Annotated in this window: 24 protein-coding genes; 19 read left to right on the forward strand and 5 right to left on the reverse strand. The window is 55.3% G+C overall.

The genetic code is table 11. The features are described from left to right. The first annotated feature begins 115 nt into the window (after positions 1-115). From hscB to sseB, 6 genes are all read left to right on the forward strand, one after another. Entirely contained in the window at positions 116-634 is a 519-nt protein-coding gene (gene hscB, locus ABRZ26_RS16655; RefSeq protein WP_319605274.1) for a co-chaperone HscB, read from the forward strand. Between the two features lie 78 nt (positions 635-712). Further along, a complete protein-coding gene (gene hscA, locus ABRZ26_RS16660) occupies positions 713-2,563 on the forward strand; it encodes a Fe-S protein assembly chaperone HscA (RefSeq protein WP_319605275.1) in 1,851 nt (616 codons plus the stop codon). A 2-nt stretch (positions 2,564-2,565) separates the two neighbouring features. Continuing rightward, positions 2,566-2,901, forward strand: coding sequence for an ISC system 2Fe-2S type ferredoxin (fdx, locus tag ABRZ26_RS16665; RefSeq protein ID WP_319605276.1), 336 nt, complete (start codon positions 2,566-2,568; stop codon positions 2,899-2,901). A 15-nt stretch (positions 2,902-2,916) separates the two neighbouring features. Then, positions 2,917-3,117 (forward strand): Fe-S cluster assembly protein IscX, encoded by a 201-nt coding sequence (gene iscX, locus ABRZ26_RS16670; RefSeq protein ID WP_319605277.1) that lies wholly within the window; start codon positions 2,917-2,919, stop codon positions 3,115-3,117. A gap of 203 nt (positions 3,118-3,320) precedes the next feature. Further along, positions 3,321-4,616, forward strand: a complete 1,296-nt coding sequence (gene pepB, locus ABRZ26_RS16675; protein WP_319605278.1) for an aminopeptidase PepB — start codon at positions 3,321-3,323, stop codon at positions 4,614-4,616. Between the two features lie 158 nt (positions 4,617-4,774). After that, entirely contained in the window at positions 4,775-5,572 is a 798-nt protein-coding gene (gene sseB / locus ABRZ26_RS16680; RefSeq protein WP_319605279.1) for an enhanced serine sensitivity protein SseB, read from the forward strand. A gap of 71 nt (positions 5,573-5,643) precedes the next feature. Here the strand turns inward: sseB and sseA are convergent, their stop codons facing one another. Beyond that, positions 5,644-6,501 (reverse strand): 3-mercaptopyruvate sulfurtransferase, encoded by an 858-nt coding sequence (gene sseA, locus ABRZ26_RS16685; RefSeq protein WP_319605280.1) that lies wholly within the window; start codon positions 6,499-6,501, stop codon positions 5,644-5,646. A gap of 318 nt (positions 6,502-6,819) precedes the next feature. Between sseA and ndk the strand changes: the two genes are divergently transcribed. The 11 genes from ndk (at position 6,820) to ABRZ26_RS16740 (ending at position 18,089) form a co-directional block, all read left to right on the forward strand. After that, positions 6,820-7,251: a nucleoside-diphosphate kinase gene (ndk, locus tag ABRZ26_RS16690; protein ID WP_319605281.1), complete on the forward strand. Its 432-nt coding sequence runs from the start codon at positions 6,820-6,822 to the stop codon at positions 7,249-7,251. 441 nt (positions 7,252-7,692) lie between these two features. Then, complete coding sequence (rlmN, locus tag ABRZ26_RS16695) at positions 7,693-8,889, forward strand: dual-specificity RNA methyltransferase RlmN (RefSeq protein ID WP_319605282.1); 1,197 nt, start codon at positions 7,693-7,695, stop codon at positions 8,887-8,889. Between the two features lie 151 nt (positions 8,890-9,040). Continuing rightward, positions 9,041-9,799, forward strand: a complete 759-nt coding sequence (pilW, locus tag ABRZ26_RS16700) for a type IV pilus biogenesis/stability protein PilW (protein ID WP_319605283.1) — start codon at positions 9,041-9,043, stop codon at positions 9,797-9,799. After that, on the forward strand, positions 9,789-10,787 hold the full coding sequence (rodZ, locus tag ABRZ26_RS16705) for a cytoskeleton protein RodZ (protein WP_319605284.1): 999 nt from the start codon (positions 9,789-9,791) through the stop codon (positions 10,785-10,787). The genes pilW and rodZ overlap by 11 nt, the downstream gene beginning before the upstream one ends. Positions 10,788-10,829: 42 nt before the next feature. Further along, on the forward strand, positions 10,830-11,951 hold the full coding sequence (ispG, locus tag ABRZ26_RS16710; RefSeq protein WP_319605285.1) for a flavodoxin-dependent (E)-4-hydroxy-3-methylbut-2-enyl-diphosphate synthase: 1,122 nt from the start codon (positions 10,830-10,832) through the stop codon (positions 11,949-11,951). A gap of 128 nt (positions 11,952-12,079) precedes the next feature. Next, positions 12,080-13,354 carry a histidine--tRNA ligase gene (gene hisS, locus ABRZ26_RS16715; RefSeq protein ID WP_319605286.1) on the forward strand — a complete coding sequence of 425 codons (1,275 nt, stop codon included), beginning with the start codon at positions 12,080-12,082 and terminating at the stop codon, positions 13,352-13,354. 13 nt (positions 13,355-13,367) lie between these two features. Further along, on the forward strand, positions 13,368-13,985 hold the full coding sequence (locus ABRZ26_RS16720) for a YfgM family protein (RefSeq protein ID WP_319605287.1): 618 nt from the start codon (positions 13,368-13,370) through the stop codon (positions 13,983-13,985). 10 nt (positions 13,986-13,995) lie between these two features. Further along, a complete protein-coding gene (gene bamB / locus ABRZ26_RS16725) occupies positions 13,996-15,177 on the forward strand; it encodes an outer membrane protein assembly factor BamB (RefSeq protein ID WP_319605288.1) in 1,182 nt (393 codons plus the stop codon). Between the two features lie 143 nt (positions 15,178-15,320). Beyond that, entirely contained in the window at positions 15,321-16,814 is a 1,494-nt protein-coding gene (der, locus tag ABRZ26_RS16730) for a ribosome biogenesis GTPase Der (protein ID WP_319605289.1), read from the forward strand. A gap of 60 nt (positions 16,815-16,874) precedes the next feature. Beyond that, positions 16,875-17,834, forward strand: coding sequence for an AEC family transporter (locus ABRZ26_RS16735; protein ID WP_319605361.1), 960 nt, complete (start codon positions 16,875-16,877; stop codon positions 17,832-17,834). A gap of 18 nt (positions 17,835-17,852) precedes the next feature. Further along, positions 17,853-18,089 (forward strand): zinc ribbon domain-containing protein, encoded by a 237-nt coding sequence (locus ABRZ26_RS16740; RefSeq protein ID WP_319605290.1) that lies wholly within the window; start codon positions 17,853-17,855, stop codon positions 18,087-18,089. A gap of 26 nt (positions 18,090-18,115) precedes the next feature. Here the strand turns inward: ABRZ26_RS16740 and ABRZ26_RS16745 are convergent, their stop codons facing one another. From ABRZ26_RS16745 to xseA, 4 genes are all read right to left on the reverse strand, one after another. Next, positions 18,116-18,721 carry a hypothetical protein gene (locus ABRZ26_RS16745; protein WP_319605291.1) on the reverse strand — a complete coding sequence of 202 codons (606 nt, stop codon included), beginning with the start codon at positions 18,719-18,721 and terminating at the stop codon, positions 18,116-18,118. 232 nt (positions 18,722-18,953) lie between these two features. Then, positions 18,954-19,292 carry a protealysin inhibitor emfourin gene (locus tag ABRZ26_RS16750; protein WP_319605292.1) on the reverse strand — a complete coding sequence of 113 codons (339 nt, stop codon included), beginning with the start codon at positions 19,290-19,292 and terminating at the stop codon, positions 18,954-18,956. Further along, complete coding sequence (locus ABRZ26_RS16755; protein WP_319605293.1) at positions 19,293-20,336, reverse strand: M4 family metallopeptidase; 1,044 nt, start codon at positions 20,334-20,336, stop codon at positions 19,293-19,295. It lies immediately after the preceding gene. A gap of 101 nt (positions 20,337-20,437) precedes the next feature. Continuing rightward, positions 20,438-21,823: an exodeoxyribonuclease VII large subunit gene (xseA, locus tag ABRZ26_RS16760; protein ID WP_319605294.1), complete on the reverse strand. Its 1,386-nt coding sequence runs from the start codon at positions 21,821-21,823 to the stop codon at positions 20,438-20,440. Positions 21,824-21,994: 171 nt separating this feature from the next. On the opposite strand from xseA, the gene guaB reads away from it, so the two are divergent. Both guaB and guaA read left to right on the forward strand, forming a co-directional pair. Continuing rightward, on the forward strand, positions 21,995-23,461 hold the full coding sequence (guaB, locus tag ABRZ26_RS16765) for an IMP dehydrogenase (protein ID WP_319605295.1): 1,467 nt from the start codon (positions 21,995-21,997) through the stop codon (positions 23,459-23,461). Positions 23,462-23,619: 158 nt separating this feature from the next. Continuing rightward, entirely contained in the window at positions 23,620-25,197 is a 1,578-nt protein-coding gene (gene guaA / locus ABRZ26_RS16770; RefSeq protein ID WP_319605296.1) for a glutamine-hydrolyzing GMP synthase, read from the forward strand. Positions 25,198-25,275 lie beyond the last annotated feature (78 nt).

Here is a 25,275-nt window from a genome sequence, read left to right on the forward strand (position 1 = left end):
GGGAATCACTTGCCCGCAGCTTGAAAAAATGGGGATTCCCTGTTTCCGCCGGCCTGAAGCCGGGAGAAACAGCGGCCAAATGACGGCAATTACCCCAGAACCCTCAGAGCGCGTTATGGATTACTTTACTTTGTTCGGGCTGCCGATTCGCTATGATGTGGATGGCAGCCTGCTTGTTTCCCGTTTTCAGGAACTGCAACGGCAGTTTCATCCCGATCGTTTCGCCGCCAGCCCGGAAAGGGATCGTCTGCTGGCGTTACAGCAGGCGGCGACGATCAATAATGCCTATCAGGCGTTGAAACATCCGCTGAAACGCGCGGAGTATATGCTATCTTTGCACGGTTTTGATTTAAGCAACGAGCAGCATACCTTGCGCGATACCGCGTTTTTGATGGAGCAGCTCGAATTACGCGAGGAGCTGGACGCCATTGCTCAGCGTGCCGATGCCGAAGCGGCGCTGGCGGCGTTCGCCGATCGATTACAATCGATGCTGGCGAAACGCAGCGGGCAAATGCGCGATGAGCTGGACAGCGAAGCGTGGGCGGATGCCGCGGATACCGTGCGTAAACTGCGCTTTTTAGACAAACTCCGGCAGCAGGTTGAACAACTCGAAGAACAATTGCTGGACAGGTAAGTTTTTAATCCGGGCGGGAACGCGGCGGTGTCGACCCCCGCGCGATGTTTCCCGCCAGCCAATTGATGGAAGCTCAATATGGCCTTATTGCAAATTAGTGAGCCGGGACTCAGCGCGGCGCCGCATCAGCGGCGTTTGGCTGTCGGCATTGATTTAGGCACGACCAATTCTCTGGTCGCCACGGTGCGCAGCGGCGAGGCGCAAACCCTGACGGACGACGAAGGGCGCGAGCTGCTGCCGTCGGTTGTTCACTACCATGCCGAAGGGCATGAGGTAGGCTGGGCGGCCGGCGAAAAGGCGGCGGGCGATCCCGCCAATACCGTCAGCTCGGTAAAACGCATGATGGGACGCTCGCTGGCGGATATCCAGCAGCGTTATCCGCATTTGCCCTATCAATACCAGGCCAGCGAAAACGGTCTGCCGTTGATACAAACGCCGGCCGGGAATATCAATCCGGTTCAGGTGTCGGCGGATATCCTTTCGGCGCTGGCGCAGCGGGCGCAGGCCGCGTTGGGCGGCGCGCCGGACGGCGTGGTGATCACCGTCCCCGCCTATTTTGACGACGCGCAGCGTCAGGGAACGAAAGATGCCGCCCGTCTGGCGGGGCTGCATGTCTTGCGCTTGCTCAATGAGCCGACGGCGGCGGCTATCGCCTACGGACTGGATTCCGGCAAGGAAGGCGTGATCGCCGTTTACGATCTGGGCGGCGGCACCTTTGATATTTCCGTGCTGCGCTTGAGTCGCGGCGTATTCGAAGTTCTGGCGACCGGCGGCGATTCCGCGCTGGGCGGCGATGATTTCGACAATCTGCTGGTGGAGTGGCTGCGCGAGCAGGCCGGTATTACCGCCCGCGACGATCATCATTTGCAGCATAGGCTGCGCGAAGCCGCGATTCAGGCCAAGATTGCGTTAAGCTCGGCGGAATCGACGCCTGTTGCCGTCGCCGGCTGGCAGGGCGAAATCACGCGCGCGCAGTTTAACGCGCTGATTACGCCGTTGGTCAAGCGTACGCTGCTGTCCTGTCGTCGCACCCTGAAAGATGCGGGCGTGACGCCGGATGAAGTGCAGGAAGTGGTGATGGTGGGCGGATCGACCCGCGTGCCGCTGGTGCGTGAGCAGGTTGACGCGTTCTTCGGCCGCACGCCGCTGACTTCTATCGACCCCGATAAAGTGGTGGCGATCGGCGCCGCCATTCAGGCCGATATTCTGGTGGGCAACAAGCCGGACAGCGAAATGCTGCTGCTGGATGTGATCCCGTTGTCGCTGGGACTGGAAACGATGGGCGGTCTGGTGGAGAAAATCATTCCGCGCAATACGACTATCCCGGTCGCCCGAGCGCAGGAATTCACTACCTTCAAAGACGGTCAGAGCGGGATGATGATCCACGTTCTCCAGGGCGAGCGCGAGCTGGTTCAGGACTGTCGTTCGCTTGGACGCTTCACTTTGCGTGGTTTACCGCCGTTACCTGCGGGCGGCGCGCATATTCGTGTAACATTTCAGGTAGATGCTGATGGCCTGTTGAGCGTGACGGCGATGGAGAAATCCACCGGCGTGGAAGCCTCTATTCAGGTCAAGCCTTCTTACGGGCTGAATGATACGGAAATCGCCGCCATGATTCAGGACTCCATGCTGAATGCGCAGCAGGACGTGGGCGCCCGCATGTTGGCCGAGCAGAAAGTCGAGGCGGCCCGGGTGCTGGAGAGCCTTCAGAATGCGCTGGCGGCCGATGCCGATTTGCTGACCGCTGATGAGCAAGCGGCAATCGCTGCGGCGTCTGAACATTTACAACGGGTCATGTCGGGAACGGATGTGGCGGCGATGGAAGCCGCAATAAAAATATTAGATCAACAAACCCAGGGTTTTGCCGCCCGTCGGATGGATTCTTCTATTCGCCGCGCGTTGGCGGGCCACTCTGTGGACGAGGTTTAAACATGCCTAAGATTGTCTTTCTGCCTCATCAGGATCTCTGTCCTGAAGGGGTGGTTTTGGAAGCTGAACGCGGGGAAACGATTCTGGATGTAGCCCTGCGTAATGGAATTGAAATTGAGCATGCCTGCGAGAAATCCTGCGCTTGCACCACCTGTCATTGCATCGTTCGCGAAGGCTTTGATTCTTTGGCGGAAAGCACCGAAGACGAAGATGACATGCTGGATAAAGCCTGGGGACTGGAGCCTGAGAGCCGGTTAGGCTGTCAGGCGCGTATTGCGGGTGAGGATTTGGTCGTTGAAATCCCGCGCTACACGATTAATCATGCCCGTGAACACTGATAGACAGGAGTCGTTATGGGATTGAAATGGACGGACAGCCGCGCAATCGGCGAAGCGCTTTATGATCACTATCCTGATGTCGATCCGAAAACAGTGCGTTTTACAGATTTGCACCAATGGATCTGCGATCTGGAAGAGTTTGACGATCTTCCCGATGCCTCCAATGAAAAAATTCTGGAAGCGATTCTGTTGGTTTGGTTAGATGAAGCGGATTAATTGACAATACGGGCTGCCCTGACGGCGGCCCGTTTATTTTGCGATAACGCAAAGGTAGTCTTACCCAATAGATTTCGAGTTGCAGGACAACACGCATGGCGTTTTGAACAGCGCTTGCGCTGGCCCCGAAGGGCCGAGTAATACAGCCAACGCACCTGCGACTTGAAAGATGAAGGGTATATAGAACAATCTGGAGCAGAACTATGACAAGCGAAGCTATGTTGGTATCACTCTCCAATCAACCTGCTGATGCGCGCTGGGGTGAAAAAGCGCCGTTAAGTGTGAACGATCAGGGGTTGACTATCCATTTGAACGGCACGTCGCCGTTAGCGGCCATCCAACGTGCGGCCCGCAAAATCGACGGGCAAGGGATTAAACATGTCAGGCTGGCCGGCGACGGCTGGGATCTGGAAAGCAGTTGGGCATTTTGGGCCGGGTTCCGCGGGCCGAAAGGAAAACGGACGGTTGAATGGCCGGAATTGAACGACGCCGATAAAAAAGAGCTGGGCGATCGTCTCAAGATCGTCGACTGGGTGCGTGACACGATCAACCTGCCGGCGGAGGATCTGGGGCCGGAACAGTTGGCGACCCGGGCGATCGATCTGCTGTGCGATGTCGCCGGCGATGCCATCAGCTATCGGATCACCAAAGGCGATGATCTGCGTGAGCAGAACTACGCCGGCATTCATACCGTCGGTCGGGGATCCGATCGTTCTCCGGTGCTGCTGGCGCTGGATTACAACCCGACGGGCAACCCGGATGCGCCGGTGTTCGCCTGTCTGGTCGGTAAAGGCATCACCTTTGATTCCGGCGGTTACAGCCTGAAGCCCAGCAGCTTTATGGATTCAATGAAATCGGATATGGGCGGCGCGGCGACGGTGACCGGCGCGCTGGCGCTGGCGATTGCCCGCGGTCTCAACCAGCGGGTCAAGCTGTATCTGTGTTGCGCCGACAATATGGTCAGCGGTAACGCCTTCAAGCTGGGCGATATTATCCGTTACCGCAACGGCAAGAGCGTTGAAGTGATGAATACCGATGCGGAAGGGCGCCTGGTGCTGGCCGATGGCCTGATTGACGCCTCCGAACAGAACCCGCAACTGATCGTTGACTGCGCCACGCTGACCGGCGCGGCCAAGACGGCGCTGGGTAACGATTATCACGCCTTGTTCAGCTTCGACGATGAACTGGTCGCGGCTTTGCAGCAAAGCGCCAAACAGGAAAGCGAACCGTTCTGGCGTCTGCCGCTGGAAGAGTTTCACCGCAGCCATTTACCCTCAAACTTTGCGGATTTAAACAACATCGCCGGCGCGGCCCACTCCGCCGGCGCCAGTACGGCCGCCGCGTTTCTATCCCACTTTGTGAAAAATTATCAGCAAGGCTGGTTGCACATCGACTGTTCCGCCACCTATCGCAAAGGGGCGGTCGAGCAGTGGGCGACCGGCGCGACCGGACTGGGCGTGCGGACGCTGGCGAACTTGCTGCTGAGTAAAGCGGAATAGTTCAGACTTCAGCGCGCCGATATCGCCGTTGACAGTCAGTGCGGATAATCGCAACCGGGTTAGCTCCCGGTCGCATTTGCCGACAAGGTCTGGTGAGCGGCGATATCTGAATCAGGTTAGCGCCTGGTTTTAATGTCAACGATGGGTTGAGGATAGAGATGGATTTTTCACCGCAAAACAAACTGGAAGAACTTCTGACGCTGGCGGCCGGCGAACCGGCGCACCGACCGGCTTTTTTCAGGGAACTGATGGATGCCACGGTATTTATACTGGGGCAGAGCGACGATCCCGATGAAAGCGGGGAGAAAACCCTGCATGCCGGCAGCAATGTTCAGATTCAGCATTGGGAAAAGGCCGACGGCTCTTCAGCCATTCCTTTTTTCTCTTCGCTGGAAGCGCTACAGCTGGCGGTGACGAAAGAATCGCCGTTTTTAGCCTTGCCGGCGCGTTCACTGTTCGAATTGACGCTGGGCGCGACGTTGTTTCTCAATCCGAATCTTCCCTATGGCAAAGAATTTCTGCCGCAGGAAGTGGAGCATATGCTTTCTGACCAGGGGCATGGGTTTGTGCAGCAGCGGGTGGTTGAAGAAGATACTGAAGTTTTGCTCGGTCAGCCGGCCGACATGCCGGTGCAGATGATAGATTCATTAACTCAGTTGTTTACCCAATACCGGCACGTTCGTCGGGCGTTTCTGGCCCAGATCCATGAAGGCGGCGAGCAAGATCCGCATCTGCTAATCGGCCTGGATGTCGATGGCGGCGATGTGGAGGATGTGATCCGCGCCGCCGGCAGCGTAGCCAGCGATACCTTGCCCGACGATCGCCCCGTCGATCTCTGTCTGGTGAAGGAGGGCGATCCGGGCATCAGCCATTATCTGACCAAACACACCACCCCGTTCTATGAGCGCAAATGGGGCAGCTTTCTGCGCGATTTTAAAGGATCGGGAACCGCTTGAGACATCGTCAGGATGAGAGCCGGCGAGCGCTGCTCTCGTCCCCATTTCGTCAAGTTAGCGCGTTTTGTCTATCAGGCTTGATCCGTCTCGATGGGAAGATCGTCCCGGCCGCCCCATTCGCTCCATGAGCCATCATACAAAGTGACGTCCCTGACGTTCAGCAGCGTTAATGCCAGTACAACGACTGCGGCGGTGACGCCGGAACCACAGCTGGCAACGATCGGTCGGTTTAAGTCCACGCCTTGCCGGCGCAGGAGTGCTGCCAGCTCGTCGTTGGATTTCAGCGCGCCGTCGGCGACCAGCGCGTTCCAGGGAACGTTAAGGCTGCCGGGGATATGGCCGCGGCGCAGGCCGGGGCGCGGTTCGTCGACTTCCCCTTTAAAACGGGGGGCCGGACGGGCGTCGATAATTTGCGCCGAGCCGCTCTTGATGATAGCCAATACGTCATTACATCGGCGGATGGCGGATGTGTCCCGCCGCGCGGTGAAAGATTGCGCCGGGCGTTCAACATCGCCCTGTTCCAGCGGCAGATTTTGACTTTCCCAGCCGGCCAGTCCGCCACTCAGAATCGATATTTTTTCCACGCCGAAGGTACGCAGCATCCACCAGGCGCGAGGCGCGGAGAACAGGTTGCCTTCGTCATAAATGACAATATGTCGCCGATCGCTGACGCCGAGTTTGCCCATCGCGACGGCAAAGTCATCGCTGTCGGGCATCATATGCGGCAGGTCGGTATGATGATCGGATAAGGTTTCAATATCAAAAAAGACCGCGCCGGGTAAATGTCCGGCTCGGTATTCGGCATGAATATCACGGGTGGTTTCGCCCGGCGGCAACATCCGGGCATCAATGAGCGTGATATCGCTATCGTTAAGATGTCCGGCAAGCCAGGCGGCGGAAACAAACAGTTCGGATGAAGATGCTGACATAGAACCCCCACGCAGGGACTGACGATGTGCAATGATGGCGATTATTGTCAGCGATTTTACCTGTCCCGACAAGTGTCGGCTTAACGGGGACCATTGCCGACGGCGGTGTTATCTATTTTCCATCCCAGCGGGATAAAGAGAAACCGCGGCAGGCGACGGAAAATAAGGTAGGGAAGAAGATAATGTTTTTTTAATAAAATGTTATTTATCTGGTAGGCAAGCGGTTACAGCCACCCTATAATCTGCGCCACTTTTGTCGGCCTGAATTATTCTCCTTTCAATCCGGCCGTTATCTGACAGTTATTGAATGAGGTCAATATGACGATAGAACGTACCTTTTCCATCGTAAAACCGAATGCTGTGGCGAAGAACGCGATTGGCGCGATTTATGCGCGTTTTGAGCAAGCGGGTTTTAACATCGTTGCGGCCAAAATGCTGCATTTGACGCGTGAACAGGCCGAAGGCTTTTATGCCGAACATCAGGGCAAACCGTTTTTTGACGGACTGGTTTCGTTCATGGTTTCGGGGCCGATCATGGTGCAGGTGCTGGAAGGCGAAAATGCGGTACAGCGTAACCGTGACATCATGGGCGCGACTAACCCGGCTAACGCGCTGGCGGGAACGTTGCGGGCCGATTACGCCGACAGCCTGACGGAGAATGCGGTACACGGCTCGGATTCCATCGAATCCGCGCAGCGCGAAATCGCCTATTTCTTCAGCGCGGATGAAATTTGCCCCCGCACCCGCTGACATAAAAAAACGCCGGGAGCGTTTTTTAACGTTGCTTGCAACGGCCCTTGAGGGTGGCGCGCCGGGATAGCGCGCCATAAAAAAACGCCGGGAGCGTTTTTTAACGTTGCCTGCAACGGCCCTTGAGGGTGGCGCGCCGGGATAGCGCGCCATAAAAAAACGCCGGGAGCGTTTTTTAACGTTGCCTGCAACGGCCCTGAGGGTGGCGCGCAGGGATAGCGCGCCATAAAAAAACGTCGGGAGCGTTTTTTAACGTTGCCTGCAACGGCCCTTGAGGGTGGCGCGCCGGGATAGCGCGCCATAAAAATTGCGGCGATGGTAGCTTAGCTGTTTTAAACTTTGTACAATGCGGCGCCCCGATAAGTATGCGCTTGTCCGGGGCGTTTCTTTTATTATCCTTCTTACGAGCCATAACGTGTAATAACGAGGCCAAGAGCGCTTATGTCCGAACAAATCGTGTCTGAAAAAACCGTGTCCGAAATTTCACCGGCGTCCGCCGTCGCTCTCGAACCCGCCAAATCCGGGGCGGAAAAAATCAATCTGCTGGATCTTAACCGTTCGCAAATGCGCGAATTTTTCGCCTCGCTGGGGGAAAAACCTTTCCGCGCCGATCAGGTGATGAAGTGGATCTATCACTATTGCTGTGATGATTTCTCTCAGATGACGGATATCAACAAAGCGTTTCGCGCCAAATTACAACAGGTCGCCGAGATTCGCGCGCCGGAAGTGGTGGCTGAGCAACGCTCTTCCGACGGCACCATCAAGTGGGCGATTCTGGTCGGCGGTCAGCGAGTGGAAACCGTCTATATTCCTGAAGACGACAGAGCGACGCTGTGCGTCTCTTCTCAGGTCGGCTGTGCGCTGGAGTGCAAATTCTGTTCAACCGCGCAGCAGGGCTTTAACCGCAACCTGCGGGTTTCCGAAATTATCGGCCAGGTGTGGCGAGCGGCGAAAATTATCGGCGCGTTTAAGGTTACCGGCCAGCGCCCGATCACCAACGTGGTGATGATGGGAATGGGCGAACCCCTGCTTAACCTGACCAACGTGGTGCCGGCGATGGAAATCATGCTGGATGACTTCGGCTTCGGCCTGTCGAAACGTCGCGTCACCTTGTCGACGTCCGGCGTGGTGCCGGCGCTGGATAAACTGGGCGATATGATCGACGTGGCCCTGGCGATCTCGCTGCATGCGCCGAACGATGAAATTCGTAACGAAATCATGCCGCTGAATAAAAAATATAACATTGAAGCCTTTCTGGGCGCGGTGCGGCGTTATCTGGAAAAATCGAATGCCAACCAGGGGCGCGTCACGGTGGAATACGTGATGCTGGACCATATCAACGATGGCACCGAACATGCGCACCAATTGGCGGAATGTCTGAAAAACACGCCGTGCAAAATTAACCTGATTCCCTGGAACCCGTTCCCCGGCGCGCCTTATGGCCGCAGTTCGAACAGCCGCGTCGATCGCTTTTCCAAGGTACTGATGGAGTATGGCTTTACCACGATTGTGCGTAAAACGCGCGGCGACGATATCGATGCCGCCTGCGGTCAGCTCGCCGGTGAAGTGGTGGACAGAACCAAACGTACGCTGAAGAAAAAAATGGCGGGTGAACCTATCTCGGTTAAAACGGTCTGATACCTGATAGTCTGCGCCGCAAGCGAATGCGGTAATACTTTCAGGGCGCTAATCATTTATCCCATTTCCGGGATGGCTGCGACCGGATGCGGATTAAGGTAACATAACCGCTGATATGTTCGGCCGGGACGACAATGGAAGGAAGTCAGGCGTGACGCTACAGTTAAGACAGGGAAGGGGACGGCTGCTGGTTTTCGCCGCCGTGTTGTCGGCGGGGTGCGCTCAGTCGTCCCCGGAAAAGGTCAATCCGGCGGCGGCGCAAACCCGTTTGCAGTTGGGGGCGGAGTATCTGGCGCGCAATAACCTTGATGCCGCTCGCCAAAACTTTGAAAAAGCGCTGGAAGCAGCGCCGCAAGACTACCGCGCTCACTTAGGCATGGCGCTTTATGAGCAACGGGTGGGCGAAAATCAGGCGGCGGAAAAGCGTTATCAATTCGCGTTGCGCCTGGCGCCGGAAAGCGGTGGCGTAATGAATAATTACGGTGCGTTTCTGTGTGGTTTAGGGCAGTATGTAGCGGCGCAGCAACAGTTTAGCGCGGCTGCCCAACTCCCCGATCACCATCAGGTTGCCGATGCGTTGGAGAATGCAGGTTATTGTTTTTTCAAAGCAGGGCAAAATGATAATGCGCGTAGCGTATTAAGCCGGGCGCTGAGGTATGATCCTGCAAAGGGCCTCGTGCTGTTAACAGAGGCGGATAAACAGTTCTCTGCCGGAAAATACGAGCAGGCTCAATTGCTTCTGGATGTTTATCAGCATATTCTCCCGGTCAGCGCCGAGAGTTTATGGTTGCAGATTCGTTTCGCCGCGCTGGCGGGCCATGACGGCGACATTGAACGCTATGGCAAATCGCTGGCGCGAAGTTTTCCACAATCTAAACAGTACCAGCAGTTCTTAGCTAATGAATACTGAAGCCACTCAAGATAATACAGCATCAACCATTCCCGGCGAACGTCTTCGTCAGGCGCGTGAGCGTCTGGGAATGACTCAGCAGAGCGTTGCTGAACGTTTGTGTCTTAAGCTTTCGATTGTGCGTGAGATTGAAGAGGGCAATGTGCCTGCTAATCTGGCGCCGACGTTTTTACGCGGATATATCCGTTCTTATGCGAAGTTGGTTCATGTGTCGGAAGGCGAATTGTTACCCATGCTGGATAAGCATGTGGTGCCCAAAGCTTCCAACGTTGCGCCGATGCAGAGCTTTTCCCTGGGAAAAAGCCGCAAGAAACGCGATGGCTGGTTAATGACCTTCACCTGGCTGGTGGTCATCATTGTTCTGGGATTGACCGGCGCGTGGTGGTGGCAGAATCATCAGGCGCAGCAGCGGGAAATCAACAGCATGGTCGATCACGCCACTTCGTTGCAGGCATCGAGCGAAGGGCAGGAAGTGCCGTTGATGGATAATAGCGAATCGCCGGATCTCTCGGCGTCCGATAGCGCGCCTTCCACCCCGTTGGATATACCGGCGAGCACGGAAAATGCGGCGTCGGCCCAGCCTCAGGCGCAAGCTCAGTCTCAGCCGGCGCCTTCAACTGCCGCGCCGGTAGAGCCGGCGCCAACGGCTTCCGCGCAACCGCCATCGACGGATAACGCCAGTCAGAGCGCGGTAGCGCCGGCCGCCGGCGATGCGGCGTCGGAACAACCTCCGGCTACCGCCTCGCAAGCGCTGGTGATGAATTTTAGCGCCGACTGCTGGCTGGAAGTGACGGATGCCAGCGGAAAAAAATTGTTCAGCGGAATGCAGCGTAACGGCGGTTCCCTGAATCTGAGCGGTCAGGCGCCTTACAGCCTGAAGATCGGCGCGCCTGCCGCGGTACAGATTCAATATCAGGGTAAGCCGGTCGATTTAAGCCGGTTTGTAAGAAGCAATCAGGTTGCGCGTCTGACGTTGGCGGCGGAATAACCGAATCGCTGCCCGTGATGCCGCAATTTTGGAGAAGAAGTAATGCATAACGCTGCACCCATCACCCGTCGGAAATCAAAGCGGATTTACGTCGGCAAGGTGCCTATTGGGGATGGCGCGCCGATTGCGGTGCAGTCCATGACCAATACCCGGACCACTGATGTTGAAGCGACGGTTAATCAAATCAAATCACTGGAACGCGTCGGTGTTGATATTGTACGTGTTTCCGTTCCCACCATGGATGCGGCCGAAGCGTTCAAACTCATTAAACAGCAGGTGAATGTCCCACTGGTGGCCGACATCCATTTCGACTACCGCATTGCGTTGAAAGTCGCGGAGTACGGCGTCGACTGCCTGCGCATCAATCCGGGCAACATCGGCAACGAGGAGCGGATTCGCGCCGTGGTCGATTGCGCGCGGGATAACAATATTCCGATACGTATCGGCGTTAACGGCGGGTCGCTGGAAAAGGATTTGCAGGAAAAATATGGCGAGCCTACGCCGGAAGCGTTGCTGGAATCCGCCATGCGCCACGTTGATATTCTCGACCGTCTCAATTTCGATCAGTTTAAAGTCAGCGTAAAAGCGTCCGACGTTTTCCTGGCCGTGCAGTCCTATCGGTTGCTGGCCGCGCAAATCGACCAGCCGTTGCATCTGGGCATTACTGAAGCCGGCGGCGCGCGCAGCGGCGCGGTCAAATCAGCGATTGGGTTGGGCCTGCTGCTGTCGGAAGGTATCGGCGATACCCTGCGTATTTCTCTGGCCGCCAATCCGATAGAGGAAGTGAAAGTCGGCTTCGATATTCTGAAGTCGTTGCGTATTCGCTCGCGCGGCATCAATTTTATCGCTTGTCCCACCTGCTCGCGGCAGGAGTTTGATGTCATTGGCACCGTGAACGCGCTGGAACAGCGTCTGGAAGACATTATCACGCCGATGGACGTCTCGATTATCGGTTGCGTGGTTAACGGGCCGGGCGAGGCGCTGGTTTCCACTATCGGCGTGACGGGCGGACATAATAAGAGCGGCTTCTATGAAGACGGCGTTCGTCAGCGTGAGCGGTTCGATAACGAGCAGATGATTGACCAGTTGGAAGCCAAAATTCGGGCTAAAGCGTCCATGATGGATGAGAGCCGACGCATTACGGTAAATCTGGTTGATAAGTAACCGGGTCTGATGCTGTGACGCCCGGCAAGACGATTCTTGAGCCCGATGGGAAGGCCTTCCGATTGAAGATAGCGTGCCAATCCCCCTATAATCGGGTTTATTTTTTGAATAATAGATAGAGAACAGACGTGGCAAAAAATATTCAAGCCATCCGCGGTATGAACGATTACCTGCCGGCCGATACGGCGCTGTGGCAGCGGATTGAAAACAGCCTGAAGCAGGTGCTCGGCAGCTACGGCTACAGTGAAATCCGTACGCCGATTGTCGAGCAGACCGGGTTGTTTAAACGCGCCATCGGGGAAGTCACCGATGTGGTCGAAAAAGAGATGTATACCTTTGAGGATCGGAACGGCGACAGTCTGACGCTGCGTCCTGAAAACACCGCGTCCTGCGTCCGTGCCGGTATCGAGCACGGCATCCTCTACAATCAGGAGCAGCGCCTGTGGTATATCGGGCCGATGTTTCGCCATGAGCGTCCGCAGAAGGGGCGTTATCGTCAATTTCATCAGATTGGTTGCGAAGTCTTTGGTCTGGCCGGGCCGGATATCGATGCCGAACTGATTTTGCTGACGGCGCGCTGGTGGCGGGAACTGGGTATTTCTGAACATGTTAATCTTGAGCTGAATTCCATCGGTTCTCTGGAAGCGCGCGCCACTTACCGTGAAGCGCTGATCGCTTTTCTTGAACAGCATAAAGATCGGCTTGATGAAGATTGCCTGCGCCGCATGTACACCAATCCGCTGCGCGTGCTGGATTCGAAAAACTCCCAGGTTCAGACGCTATTGAATGACGCGCCGGTTCTGACCGACTATCTGGATGACGAATCCCGCGTTCACTTTGAATCATTGTGTGAACTTTTAACGCAGGCCGGTATCCCATATACCGTTAATCCGCGTTTGGTTCGCGGTCTGGATTATTACAACCGCACCGTTTTTGAGTGGGTGACGACCAGTCTGGGCGCTCAGGGTACGGTTTGCGCCGGCGGTCGTTATGACGGCATGGTCGAACAACTGGGCGGACATGCGACGCCGTCCGTCGGGTTTGCCATGGGTCTGGAGCGTTTGGTTCTGCTGGTGCAGTCAGTCAACCCCGGCTTTAAAGCGCTTCCCGGCGTTGACGTTTATCTGATCTCTTCAGGCGCAGGCACTCAGATCGCCGCGATGAAACTGGCGGAGACGTTACGCGATGCGCTGCCGCAATTAAAACTGATGACCAACTACGGCGGCGGCAATTTTAAAAAGCAATTCGCCAGGGCTGATAAATGGGGCGCGCGTATTGCGCTGGTACTCGGTGAGAACGAGGTCGCGGCGGGTCAGGTGGTAATCAAAAACCTGAGCAACGGCGAGCAGGATACATTGGCACAGGCGGACGTCGCCGCAAGATTGGCAACGTTGCTGGATTGAGGAGAGAGACACCGTGGAAGTCTATGGCACAGAGAATGAGCAGGTTGATGCGTTACGTCGTTTCTTCGCAGAAAATGGAAAGGCGTTGGCTGTTGGTGTTGTGCTTGGTGTCGGCGCGCTGGTGGGATGGCGTTTCTGGCTGAATCACCAGAACAACAGCGCGATGGCGTCATCGGCGTCATATCAGCAAATCAGCGATCGGCTGGCGGAAGGTAAAGCTGAAGACATCGCCTCGGCGGAGAAGTTTTCCACCAATAAAAATAGCTATGGCGTGCTGGCCTCGCTGGCGCTGGCTCGTCATTATGTAGATCAGAAGGATTTTGCCAAAGCTGAACAACAGCTGATTCAGGCTCAATCCCAAACCAAAGATGCCGATCTGCTCTCTCTGGTGAATTTGCGTTTGGCGCGCATTCAACTGCAAGAGAACAAAGCGGATGAAGCGCTGAAGACGCTGGATGCCGTCAAATTGGATGGCTGGGTTGCTTTGGCCGCGGAAGTCCGCGGCGATGCGCTGGTCAGCAAAGGGGATAATCAGGCTGCGCGTGAAGCCTATAACAAGGGGCTGGACGCCAATCCGCCGCAGGCATTACAAGCGTTCCTGCGCATGAAACTGAACAACCTGTCCAGCTAAGAGGAATTCCATGCAATTGCGTAAAACACTTCTGGTAGGACTGGTTTCCGCCGCCCTGCTGAGCGGATGTTCGCTGTTTAACAGCGAGGAAGATGTCGTCACTATGTCTCCACTGCCGACGGTGGAAAATCAGTTTACGCCGACGAAGGTTTGGAGTCGTTCGGTGGGAAGCGGCATTGGCGAATTTTATTCCAATCTGCGCCCGGACTGGCAGAGCGATCGCGTATTTGCCGCCGATCGCAAAGGGACGGTAAAAGCGCTGGATCTCGATAGCGGCGCTGAAATCTGGAAGGTTGACCTGTCTGAAAAAACCGGATTTTTATCCTCGAATATTTCCGCCTTATTATCCGGCGGCGTCGCAGTATCGGGGAATCATGTCTACGTCGGTAGTGAAAAAGCCCAGGTCTATGCCCTGAATACCGAGGATGGCGCATCGGTATGGCAAACCAAAGTCGCCGGCGAAGTGATTTCCCGGCCGGTGATCAGCGACGGCGTGGTGCTGGTTCACACCAGCAACGGAATGCTACAGGCGCTGGATGAAGCCGACGGCGCGATTAAATGGACGGTCAATCTGGATATGCCGACCCTGTCTTTGCGCGGCGAATCCGCACCGACCGTTGCCTTTGGCGCGGCTATCGTCGGCGGTGATAACGGACGTGTGAATGCGGTGCTGATTAACCAGGGGCAGCTAATCTGGCAACAGCGTATTTCACAGCCGAGCGGCGCAACGGAAATCGATCGTCTGAACGATGTCGACACCACGCCGGTTATTGTCGGAGAAGTGGTGTACGCATTGGGCTATAACGGCAACATGACCGCCCTGGACTTGCGTTCCGGTCAGATCCTGTGGAAACGGGAACTGGGCTCGGTGCATGATTTCATCGTCGATGGCGACCGTATTTATCTGGTCGATCAGAATGACCGCATTGTGGCGCTGAACACCAATGGCGGCGTGAATCTGTGGCGTCAGAGCGATCTGCTGCACCGCAATTTGACGGCGCCGGTGCTGTATAACGGCTATCTGGTGGTGGGTGATGCCGAAGGATACCTGCACTGGCTGAACACGGCGGATGGCCGTTTTGTGGCGCAACAGAAAGTGGATAGCGCCGGTTTCCTCAGCAAGCCGGTCATTGCCAGCGATAAGCTGCTCATCCAGGCGAAAAACGGTGAAGTTTACGCATTCACCCGCTAGTTAACCACGACATACCTGGATCCCGCCCGCTTGCGGAGGCGATCCCCCAACGGCTCCTGACAGTATCAGGAGCCGTTTCGTCTTTATCGTCAGCGAGTGTTCTTGCTGTAACGTATTGAAACATAAGTAATGAGGTTGTAACAATGATACCTGTCGTCGCGCTGGTCGGACGTCCGAATGTGGGGAAATCCACTCTATTTAACCGCCTGACGCGCACGCGTGATGCTTTGGTGGCGGATTTCCCTGGGCTGACACGTGACCGCAAGTATGGTCGTGCTGAAGTTGAAGGTCATGAATTTATCATCATTGATACCGGCGGTATTGATGGCACCGAAGACGGCGTCGAAACGCGGATGGCCGGTCAGTCGCTGATGGCGATAGAAGAAGCCGATATCGTGTTGTTTATGGTGGATGCCCGCGCGGGGCTGATGCCTGCCGATCAGGGGATCGCGCAACATCTGCGCAGCCGCCAGAAGGCGACGTTTCTGGTCGCCAATAAAACGGATGGCGTCGATCCCGATACCGTTATCGGCGATTTCTACTCTCTGGGAATGGGGGATATCTATCCGATAGCCGCTTCTCACGGCCGCGGCGTAACGTCATTGCTTGAAAAAGCGCTGTTGCCGTTTGTGCAGGATGATGAGACTGAAGTCGTTGAGCTGACGGAAGAAGAAGAAAACGCCGCCTACTGGGCCGAGCAGCTTGCGGAGGGTCAGCCTGCCGACGACGCCGAGGGGGAAGAAGATGATTTCAATCCTGAAGACCTGCCGATTAAGCTGGCCATCGTCGGCCGCCCCAACGTGGGTAAGTCCACACTCACCAACCGTATTCTGGGCGAGGAACGGGTGGTGGTTTACGATATGCCGGGTACTACGCGCGACAGTATTTATATCCCGATGGTGCGTGACGAGCGAGAGTACGTGCTGATCGATACCGCCGGGGTGCGTAAACGCGGCAAGGTGACCGATACGGTTGAAAAGTTCTCGGTGATTAAAACGCTACAGGCGATTGAAGACGCCAACGTGGTGATGCTGGTTATCGATGCGCGCGAAGGGATTGCCGATCAGGATCTCTCTCTGTTGGGCTTTATCCTCAATAGTGGGCGCTCACTGGTGATTGTGGTCAACAAGTGGGACGGCCTGTCGCAGGAGGTTCGGGAGCAAATCAAGGAAACGCTGGATTTACGCCTCGGTTTTATTGATTTCGCCCGCATCCATTTTATCTCCGCGCTGCATGGCAGCGGCGTGGGTAATCTGTTTGAATCGGTGACTGAAGCCTATTCCTGCGCCACTCGCCGGGTGGGTACCTCCATGCTGACCCGGATTATGCAGATGGCTGTCGATGACCATCAGCCGCCGCTGGTACGCGGTCGTCGCGTGAAGCTGAAATATGCGCACGCGGGAGGCTATAACCCGCCGATTGTGGTGATCCACGGCAATCAGGTAAAAGATTTACCGGATTCCTATAAACGCTATCTGATGAATTACTATCGTCGTTCATTGCAGGTGATGGGAACGCCAATCCGCATCCAGTTCAAAGAAGGGGAAAACCCCTTTGCGGATAAGCGTAATACCTTGACGCCCAATCAGTTACGTAAGCGTAAGCGTTTGATGAAGCATCTGAAAAAAAGTAAATAATGAATGAGCGGGGCGGATACTGAGTATTCGCCCCGCATTGCTGAACGGCTGGGTAAGTTTATGTCCTGGGAAAACTGGAGTTTTGCGTTTAACGTCACGATGCCGAATCTGTTGATGCTGCTGCTGGGAATGGCGCTGCGCAAACTGAACATGCTGAACGACGCCTTTTGCGACTCGGCCATGCGCCTGGTCTTTAATGTCTCTCTGCCTTGTCTGCTGTTCTTCAGCGTGGTCAGCAATCACCAGCCGATGATGGCGCAGTTGCCGCTGGTGGTTTATGGCATCGTCGGCACGTTACTGACTTATCTGTTGCTGGAGTTCGCCGCGGTCTATGTCGTCAAGGAACCGACCGAGCGCGGTATCTTCGTGCAGGGCGGCTTTCGTTCAAACACCGGCATTATGGGGCTGGCGTTCGCGATGAGCGCCTATGGCGAAGAAGGCGTCGCCATCGGTTCTTTGTACCTGATGGTGACGGTGATTATGTTTAACGTGTTGTCCGTGATCACCTTGACGCGCAGCTTAAAGCGCACGGATGACGGTCGGGGCATCCGTATCTCCGCGCTGCTGAAGAGCATCGTCACCAATCCGTTGATTATCAGCCTGCTGGGCGGCTTGTGCTATTCGAACAGCGGCTGGCCGATGCCATCGGTGATTCGGCAGACCGGCGGCTTTATTGCCTCGCTGTCGTTGCCGTTGGCGCTTTTGTGCGCCGGCGTTAGTCTTGATCTGCGGATGATTTTTCGATCGTCCAACGTGGCGGCGCTCTCCTCCGTGTCCAAGTTGCTGATTGTGCCGGCGATCCTGACGTTCGGCGGCTGGCTGGTCGGTTTTCGCGGCGCGACGCTCGGCGTGATTTTTTTGTTTTCCGCCACGCCGACGTCGGCGGGCAGCTACGCGATGACCCGGGCAATGGGCGGCAATCCCACGCTGGCGGCCAATATTATTGGTTTGACCACCGCCGGTTCGTTCTTTGTTATTGCCCTGGGCGTCTATTTCCTGCGTTCGCTCGGGGTGATTTAGTCATAAGGGGAGGATAGGGTGGAAGTCATTTGTCCGCGCTGCCATAGCGCGATGAACTGGAAAAACGATAATCGGTTTCATTGTCCGGCCTGTGGGCAGGACTATCTGCGCGCAGCGCATTGCCCCGAATGCCGACAGCCGCTTCAGGAGCTAAAAGCCTGCGGCGCGGTGGATTATTTCTGTCAGCACGGGCATGGTCTGGTTTCGAAAAAGCGCGTGGTCTTTTCGTTGCACAAACAACAGGCGGAAAAATAAAAAATATAATATGCGCTTATACCTTTTTAAGCCTTCTTTCTGCTTTTTCGCCACTGATAGGTTATTTTAGCAATCCGCTTGCTTCGGCAAAAAAAGACGAAAAGGTAAAATGAGGGCGAGTTTATCAGTTTGAAAACAAAATAGAGTAAAAGGATAATAATCACTGGCATGACAAGATTTGAATTCAACCCGGTCTGAGTATAGAGGGTAATATGGTAGATGCAGTTTGGTACAGCCAGAAATACAGAGGTGATATACAGGGTTTTTAATACTTCCAATCCTCTGTTATGCCCCCTTGGAATATAATGGATAAACATAATAAGCGGTATTATATAATAAATGATTGTTATGATTGCGGTGAACCCGAAGTGAAGTCCGTGATTGTTCTTATCAATGATAAACAGATCTGCCAGCACGATTGTATTTATTACGGCAACGGGCAGTAATAAAAATATAGCCATTACGGTTGTCCACGGCGTTACGGGAGGGATCGCGTTTTCTTTCTTAAGGAAGTAATTCTCCAGTTTTTTTCCTGAACGTCGGTATAGCGCAGGGTTCTTATCTCTGATTTCTTTCTCAACCTCCCTTCCATGGCTGATTAATTCATTGAAATTTTTACCTAAATTCATCATTCTTCCCTATTGTCGTGGTTGAGTGAATCAAATATATCCCCACGGAATATCATATAACGAGCCAGATTGAAGCCGACAAATGCCGATGTATTGTTTATCGCTCTTGCCAGGCAATGATGCTGCTAGACCGCCTGATACGGCAAGCAACACATTAATGATTATTGCTCCGCATGAAAATGCTGTTGACGTAATTTCTGTCCCCGGAGACGGACCGGATGCGGATTTAAAGTCGCTATTTGCCTTCGCGCCATAGGGTGGTGAGTTCCGGCGGCGCCAGGTTTTCCGGGATCAAAAACTCTTTTTCGGCATCGGGCGTTTTCTTTGCGGAGGAAAAATAGATATGAATGCGGTAATAAAATTGATCGCCGCGGCCGGGGGAGTCCGGCCCGCCGGGTTCGCGCGCCTGCGGCAGCGCGGAGCGGATAGCGTGGCAAATGCGTTCCCGAACGGGTGGCGGCAGGTTGGCTAATGCAAAACGCCGCAGTCCGGCCAGCTTGGGGATCCAGGCGATGCCGCCTTCGCGCGCCAGTTCGATAACGGCATCATCATTGAGTTCAGGCAACGTCTTCATCTACAGGCTTCCCTGGGCGGATACAACCCCTACTTTTTCCCAGGATTGCTTAACGATATCCGCGACGGACTGGTCGAAAAGCTGTGCGGCATGCTGGATGGTGAAGCGGGAGAATATTTCAAAATCGGCGTTTTGCGGCAGCGACTTATCACACAGGGTGGCATACCATATTTTGCCCGCTTTTTCCCAGGAATAGCCTCCCAGTTCGGTCGCCGCCAGATAAAATGCGCGGTTCGGTATCCCAGAGTTGAGGTGTACGCCGCCGTTATCTTCACGGGTATTGATATAGCCGTCCATATGCGAGGGTTGCGGATCCCGGCCTAACAGCAGATCGTCATACGCGGTTCCCGGTTGCGACATCGAGCGCAGGCCGGTTCCGTGGATCCCTTCCGCCAGCAGCTCTTCGCCAATCATCCAGTCGGCCTGATCCACCGTTTGTCCGCGGTGGAACTGTTTTACCATTGAACCAAAAACATCGGATAACGACTCGTTCAACGCGCCGGATTGCCTTAAATAGATGAGCTCGGCTTCACTTTCAATCACGCCGTGCGTCAGTTCATGCGCCACAATATCAATGGCGATGGTGAAGCGGTTGAAAATTTTACCGTCGCCGTCGCCAAAAACCATCTGCTGTCCATTCCAGAACGCGTTCTGATAGTCTTTGCCGTAGTGTACGGTGCCTGTTAGCGTTAATCCTTGATTATCAAGGGAATTGCGCTGAAAGGCCTGCCAGAAGAAATCATAGGTAACGCCAAGATAGTCATGGGCTTCATCGACGGCGATATCGCCATTGCTGTTCTGACCTTCCTTTCGCACCAGCTTGCCGGGCAATTGCTGCTGATTTTCCGCATCGTATATTTCGCGATAGGGCCGACCCGCAGAAGCCAGGGCGTGAGGCGCGGGTTTGGGGTGAGTGCTTACCATCAGCGACTGAACGTGCATCAGGGTTTGTTGGGCGCAGCGACGCTGTTCCTCTGACCCATTGGCAATAATGCGATGTAAAAGATAAGGAGGGATCACGCTTTGAATCGGCCTGGACTTCATACCTCGGTCTCCTTGAGAAAGGTGGCGAATGGCAATTCAGACGATCGAAAAAGGGGACTGTTAATAATTACCTAAGGTAAATATAGTCTAGCAGGGTATTTCTATCTTTTTTTGCGCCGTTTGGCTATTAATGCCGTCGCGTTTTCCGGCATCAGCATGGTGACCTGACTTTCTACCCAACCGTCTTGCAGGCGGGTCTTCAACATGGTTCCCGGCTCGGCCTGGGCGATATTCTTCAGCACCTGGCCGTCCGGCGTGGTGGTGACGTTATAACCGCGCGCCAGCGTCGCCAGCGGACTGACCCCCTCCAGATGCGAGCAGGCGACGCCCAGCCGCTGTTTATGCTGATTGAGCCGGCGCTCAAGTGCGTAGCGCATCTGATACTGCAACTGCTGTAAACGCTGTTGCGCACGATGGATCCTGGGTTGCGGTTGTTGCTGTATCAGTCGCTGTTGTAAACGCTCACTGCGGCGCGCTAGCTGTTTGAGCTGCAACTGCATCCCCTCATCCAGCCGCTGGCGCAGCCTGACCAGTTGAGTCTGCTGACGAGCCAGCCGCAGCTGCGGATGCTGCTGCTGTAAGCGGTGTTGCAGGCGGGTAAAGTCGCGACTGCGCTGGGCAAGGTAATAATCCATCGCCATCTCCAGCCGCTGACGCTGAGATTGTATCTGGCGGATGAGTTCGATCTGGTTGCGACTAATCAGTTCCGCGGCGGCCGAGGGCGTAGGCGCGCGCAAATCGCCGACGAAATCGGCGATGGTGACGTCGGTTTCATGGCCGACGGCGCTGACGACGGCAATGCGGCTGGCGAAAATCGCCCGCGCCACCCGCTCATCGTTAAAGCTCCATAAATCTTCCAGCGAGCCGCCGCCTCGTCCCACAATCAGCACGTCACATTCGGCGCGCAGGTTCGCCAGTTCGATCGCGCGCACAATCTGTAGCGGCGCGTCGTTGCCCTGAACCGCGGTTGGATAGACCACCACCGGCAGCGACGGATCGCGACGTTGCAGAACCTGAAGAATATCGTGCAGGGCGGCGCCGCTGGCCGAGGTGATGACACCGACCCGTTTGGCGGGGCTTGGCAATGCCTGCTTGAATTGCTGGTCGAACAGCCCCTCGGCGGCGAGCTTCTGTTTTAGCTGCTCAAACTGCTGTTGCAGCAGGCCGTCGCCCGCCGGTTGCATGCTTTCCGCCAGCAGTTGGTAATCGCCGCGCGGTTCGTACAGCGTAATCGAGGCGCGTATCAGCACCTGCTGACCGTTTTGCGGACGGAATGTGACGCGGCGGTTGCTGTTGCGGAACATGGCGCAGCGAACCTGCGCGCGTTCATCTTTCAGCGTGAAATACCAATGGCCGGATGACGGCTGAGAAAGGTTGGATATTTCTCCGGAAAGCCGTATCTGGCCCATTTCCATTTCCAGCAGTTGGCGAACCGTCTGGTTCAGGCGGCTAACGGTAAAAATCGCAGAAGAAGGGAATTGAGACATTGTGAGCCAGATCAAATTTTAAAACAGGGACTTAATTGATCGATAGTACCTGCCTGTAAGCGCTTATCAAGCTTTTTTTCAAAAAACACTGGAGACAATGGGTTACGCTCTGTATAATGCCACGGCAATATTTTATCTGTTCTTCACATTCACCTTGGTGAGATATTGCCCATGCTACGTATCGCTAAAGAAGCACTGACGTTTGACGACGTCCTCCTTGTTCCCGCTCATTCTACTGTCTTGCCTAACACGGCTGATTTATCCACTCAACTGACGAAAACCATTCGCCTGAATATTCCTATGCTGTCCGCTGCGATGGATACCGTAACGGAATCCAATCTGGCGATTGCTCTGGCGCAGGAAGGGGGTCTCGGCTTTATTCATAAAAATATGTCGATTGAACGTCAGGCTGAAGAAGTCAGCCGGGTAAAAAGACATGAAAGCGGCGTGGTGGTTGATCCTCAAACCGTTACGCCAACCACCACGCTGCGTCAGGTAAGGGAACTGACCGAACGCAATGGTTTTGCCGGTTATCCGGTGGTTGCCGAAGGTAATGAACTGGTTGGCATCATCACCGGTCGTGACGTACGTTTCGTCACCGATTTGGATCTGCCGGTCAGCGCGGTGATGACGCCGAAAGAACGTCTGGTCACGGTAAAAGCCGACGAAGCCCGTGAAGTCGTGCTGCACAGAATGCATGAAAAACGCGTTGAGAAAGCGCTGGTGGTGGATGATAAGTTCCACCTGCTCGGCATGATCACGGTAAAAGATTTTCAGAAAGCGGAACGTAAACCTAACGCGTGTAAAGACGAACATGGCCGTCTGCGCGTTGGCGCGGCCGTCGGCGCAGGCGACGGTAATGAAGAACGCATTGATGCGCTGGTTGCGGCCGGCGTTGACGTGTTGCTGATTGACTCCTCTCACGGTCACTCCGAAGGCGTATTGCAGCGCATTCGCGCCGCCCGTGAAAAATACCCGGATCTGCCGATTATCGGCGGCAACGTAGCGACGGCCGCGGGCGCAAAAGCGCTGGCGGACGCTGGCGTGAGCGCGGTGAAAGTGGGTATCGGCCCCGGATCTATTTGTACCACGCGTATCGTCACCGGCGTGGGCGTACCGCAGATCACCGCAATTTCCGACGCGGTCGAAGCACTGGAAGGCACCGGCATTCCGGTTATCGCCGACGGCGGTATTCGCTTCTCCGGCGATATCGCGAAAGCGATCGCCGCCGGCGCGGCCTGTGTGATGGTGGGCTCCATGCTGGCCGGTACGGAAGAATCCCCCGGCGAGATCGAACTGTATCAGGGGCGCTCTTTCAAATCCTATCGCGGTATGGGCTCGCTGGGCGCGATGTCCAAAGGCTCTTCCGACCGTTATTTCCAGAGCGATAACGCGGCGGACAAACTGGTGCCGGAAGGGATTGAAGGCCGCGTGGCTTACAAAGGCATGCTGAAAGCCATTGTGCATCAGCAGATGGGCGGCCTGCGCTCCTGTATGGGGCTGACCGGCTGCGGCACCATCGATGAACTGCGCACGAAGGCGGAGTTTGTCCGCATCAGCGGCGCCGGCATTCAGGAAAGCCATGTCCACGACGTTACCATTACCAAGGAATCACCGAATTACCGTATGGGTTCATAAGGTGATTACAGGCTGATTTAATTCGTTAAACCCGGTAATATTCACCGGGTTTAATTACTTTTTAGCTTTTATATCCTATCGATTTCAAGGTGAAGGGCGTGCAACAGCCCGTCTACTTGAGGTTTGCCGGATATATTCGTATTTGGAATACGTTTCCCATGACAGAAAACATTCATCAACACCGCATTCTTATTCTGGATTTCGGCTCGCAATATACGCAGCTGGTTGCACGACGTATTCGTGAACTGGGCGTGTATTGTGAACTCTGGGCATGGGATGTCACAGAAGCGCAGATCCGCGAATTTAATCCTAACGGCATTATTCTTTCCGGCGGCCCGGAAAGCACCACTGAATTCAACAGCCCGCGTGCGCCTGAGTATGTTTTCCAGGCGGGCGTGCCGGTATTAGGCGTTTGCTACGGCATGCAGACCATGGCGATGCAACTGGGCGGCCATGTTGAAGGCTCCAATGAACGTGAATTCGGTTACGCTCAGGTTGAAATTAAAACCGACAGCCGACTGGTGGCCGATATTCAGGATGCATTGAGCGCTGACGGCGCGCCGCTGCTGGATGTCTGGATGAGCCACGGCGATAAAGTGACCGCTATTCCCGACGATTTCGTCACCGTCGCCAGCACCGATACCTGTCCGTTCGCCATTATGGCCAACGAAGAAAAACGTTTTTACGGCGTACAGTTCCACCCGGAAGTCACGCACACCCGTCAGGGACAGCGTCTGCTGGAGCGTTTTGTGCGTGATATCTGCCAGTGCGAAGCGCTGTGGACGCCGGCTAAAATTATTGACGACGCCGTTGAGCGCATTCGTCAGCAGGTTGGCGAAGATCATGTCATCCTCGGTCTGTCCGGCGGCGTCGACTCCTCGGTCACGGCGATGTTGCTGCACCGCGCCATCGGTAAACGCCTGACCTGCGTCTTTGTGGATAACGGCCTGCTGCGCCTGAACGAAGCCGATCAGGTGCTGGAAATGTTCGGCGATCGTTTCGGCCTGAATATCGTCCATGTCCCGGCGGAAGATCGCTTCCTGGACGCGCTGGCCGGTATCGACGATCCGGAAGTGAAGCGTAAGACCATCGGTCGCGTCTTTGTCGAAGTCTTTGATGAAGAAGCGTGCAAACAGTCCGAAGTGAAATGGCTGGCGCAAGGCACCATCTACCCGGACGTGATTGAATCCGCCGCTTCGGCAACCGGCAAGGCGCACGTGATCAAGTCTCACCATAACGTCGGCGGCCTGCCGAAAGAGATGAAGCTGGGTCTGGTGGAACCGCTCAAAGAGCTGTTTAAAGACGAAGTACGCAGAATCGGCCTGGAGCTGGGCCTGCCGTACAACATGCTTTATCGCCACCCGTTCCCGGGGCCGGGTCTGGGCGTGCGCGTGCTGGGCGAAGTGAAAAAAGAGTATTGCGATCTGCTGCGCCGTGCCGATGCCATCTTCATTGAAGAACTGCACAAAGCCGAACTGTACGACAAAGTAAGCCAGGCTTTCACCGTCTTCCTGCCGGTGCGTTCCGTCGGCGTAATGGGCGACGGCCGTAAGTACGACTGGGTTGTTTCATTGCGTGCGGTGGAAACCATCGACTTTATGACCGCTCACTGGGCGCATCTGCCGTACGAGTTCCTCGGCCGCGTCTCCAACCGCATCATCAACGAAGTGGACGGTATCTCCCGCGTGGTTTACGACGTGTCCGGCAAGCCGCCGGCGACGATCGAGTGGGAATGATCCAAGGTTTTTCAGGAACTATCGCCAACTAGCGAAAAATCGCCATAACAGTTTGATTTATAATTAAATGGGTTGTGG

This window comes from Brenneria sp. L4-2C (genome assembly GCF_040240335.1).
Taxonomy (GTDB): Bacteria; Pseudomonadota; Gammaproteobacteria; order Enterobacterales; family Enterobacteriaceae; genus Brenneria.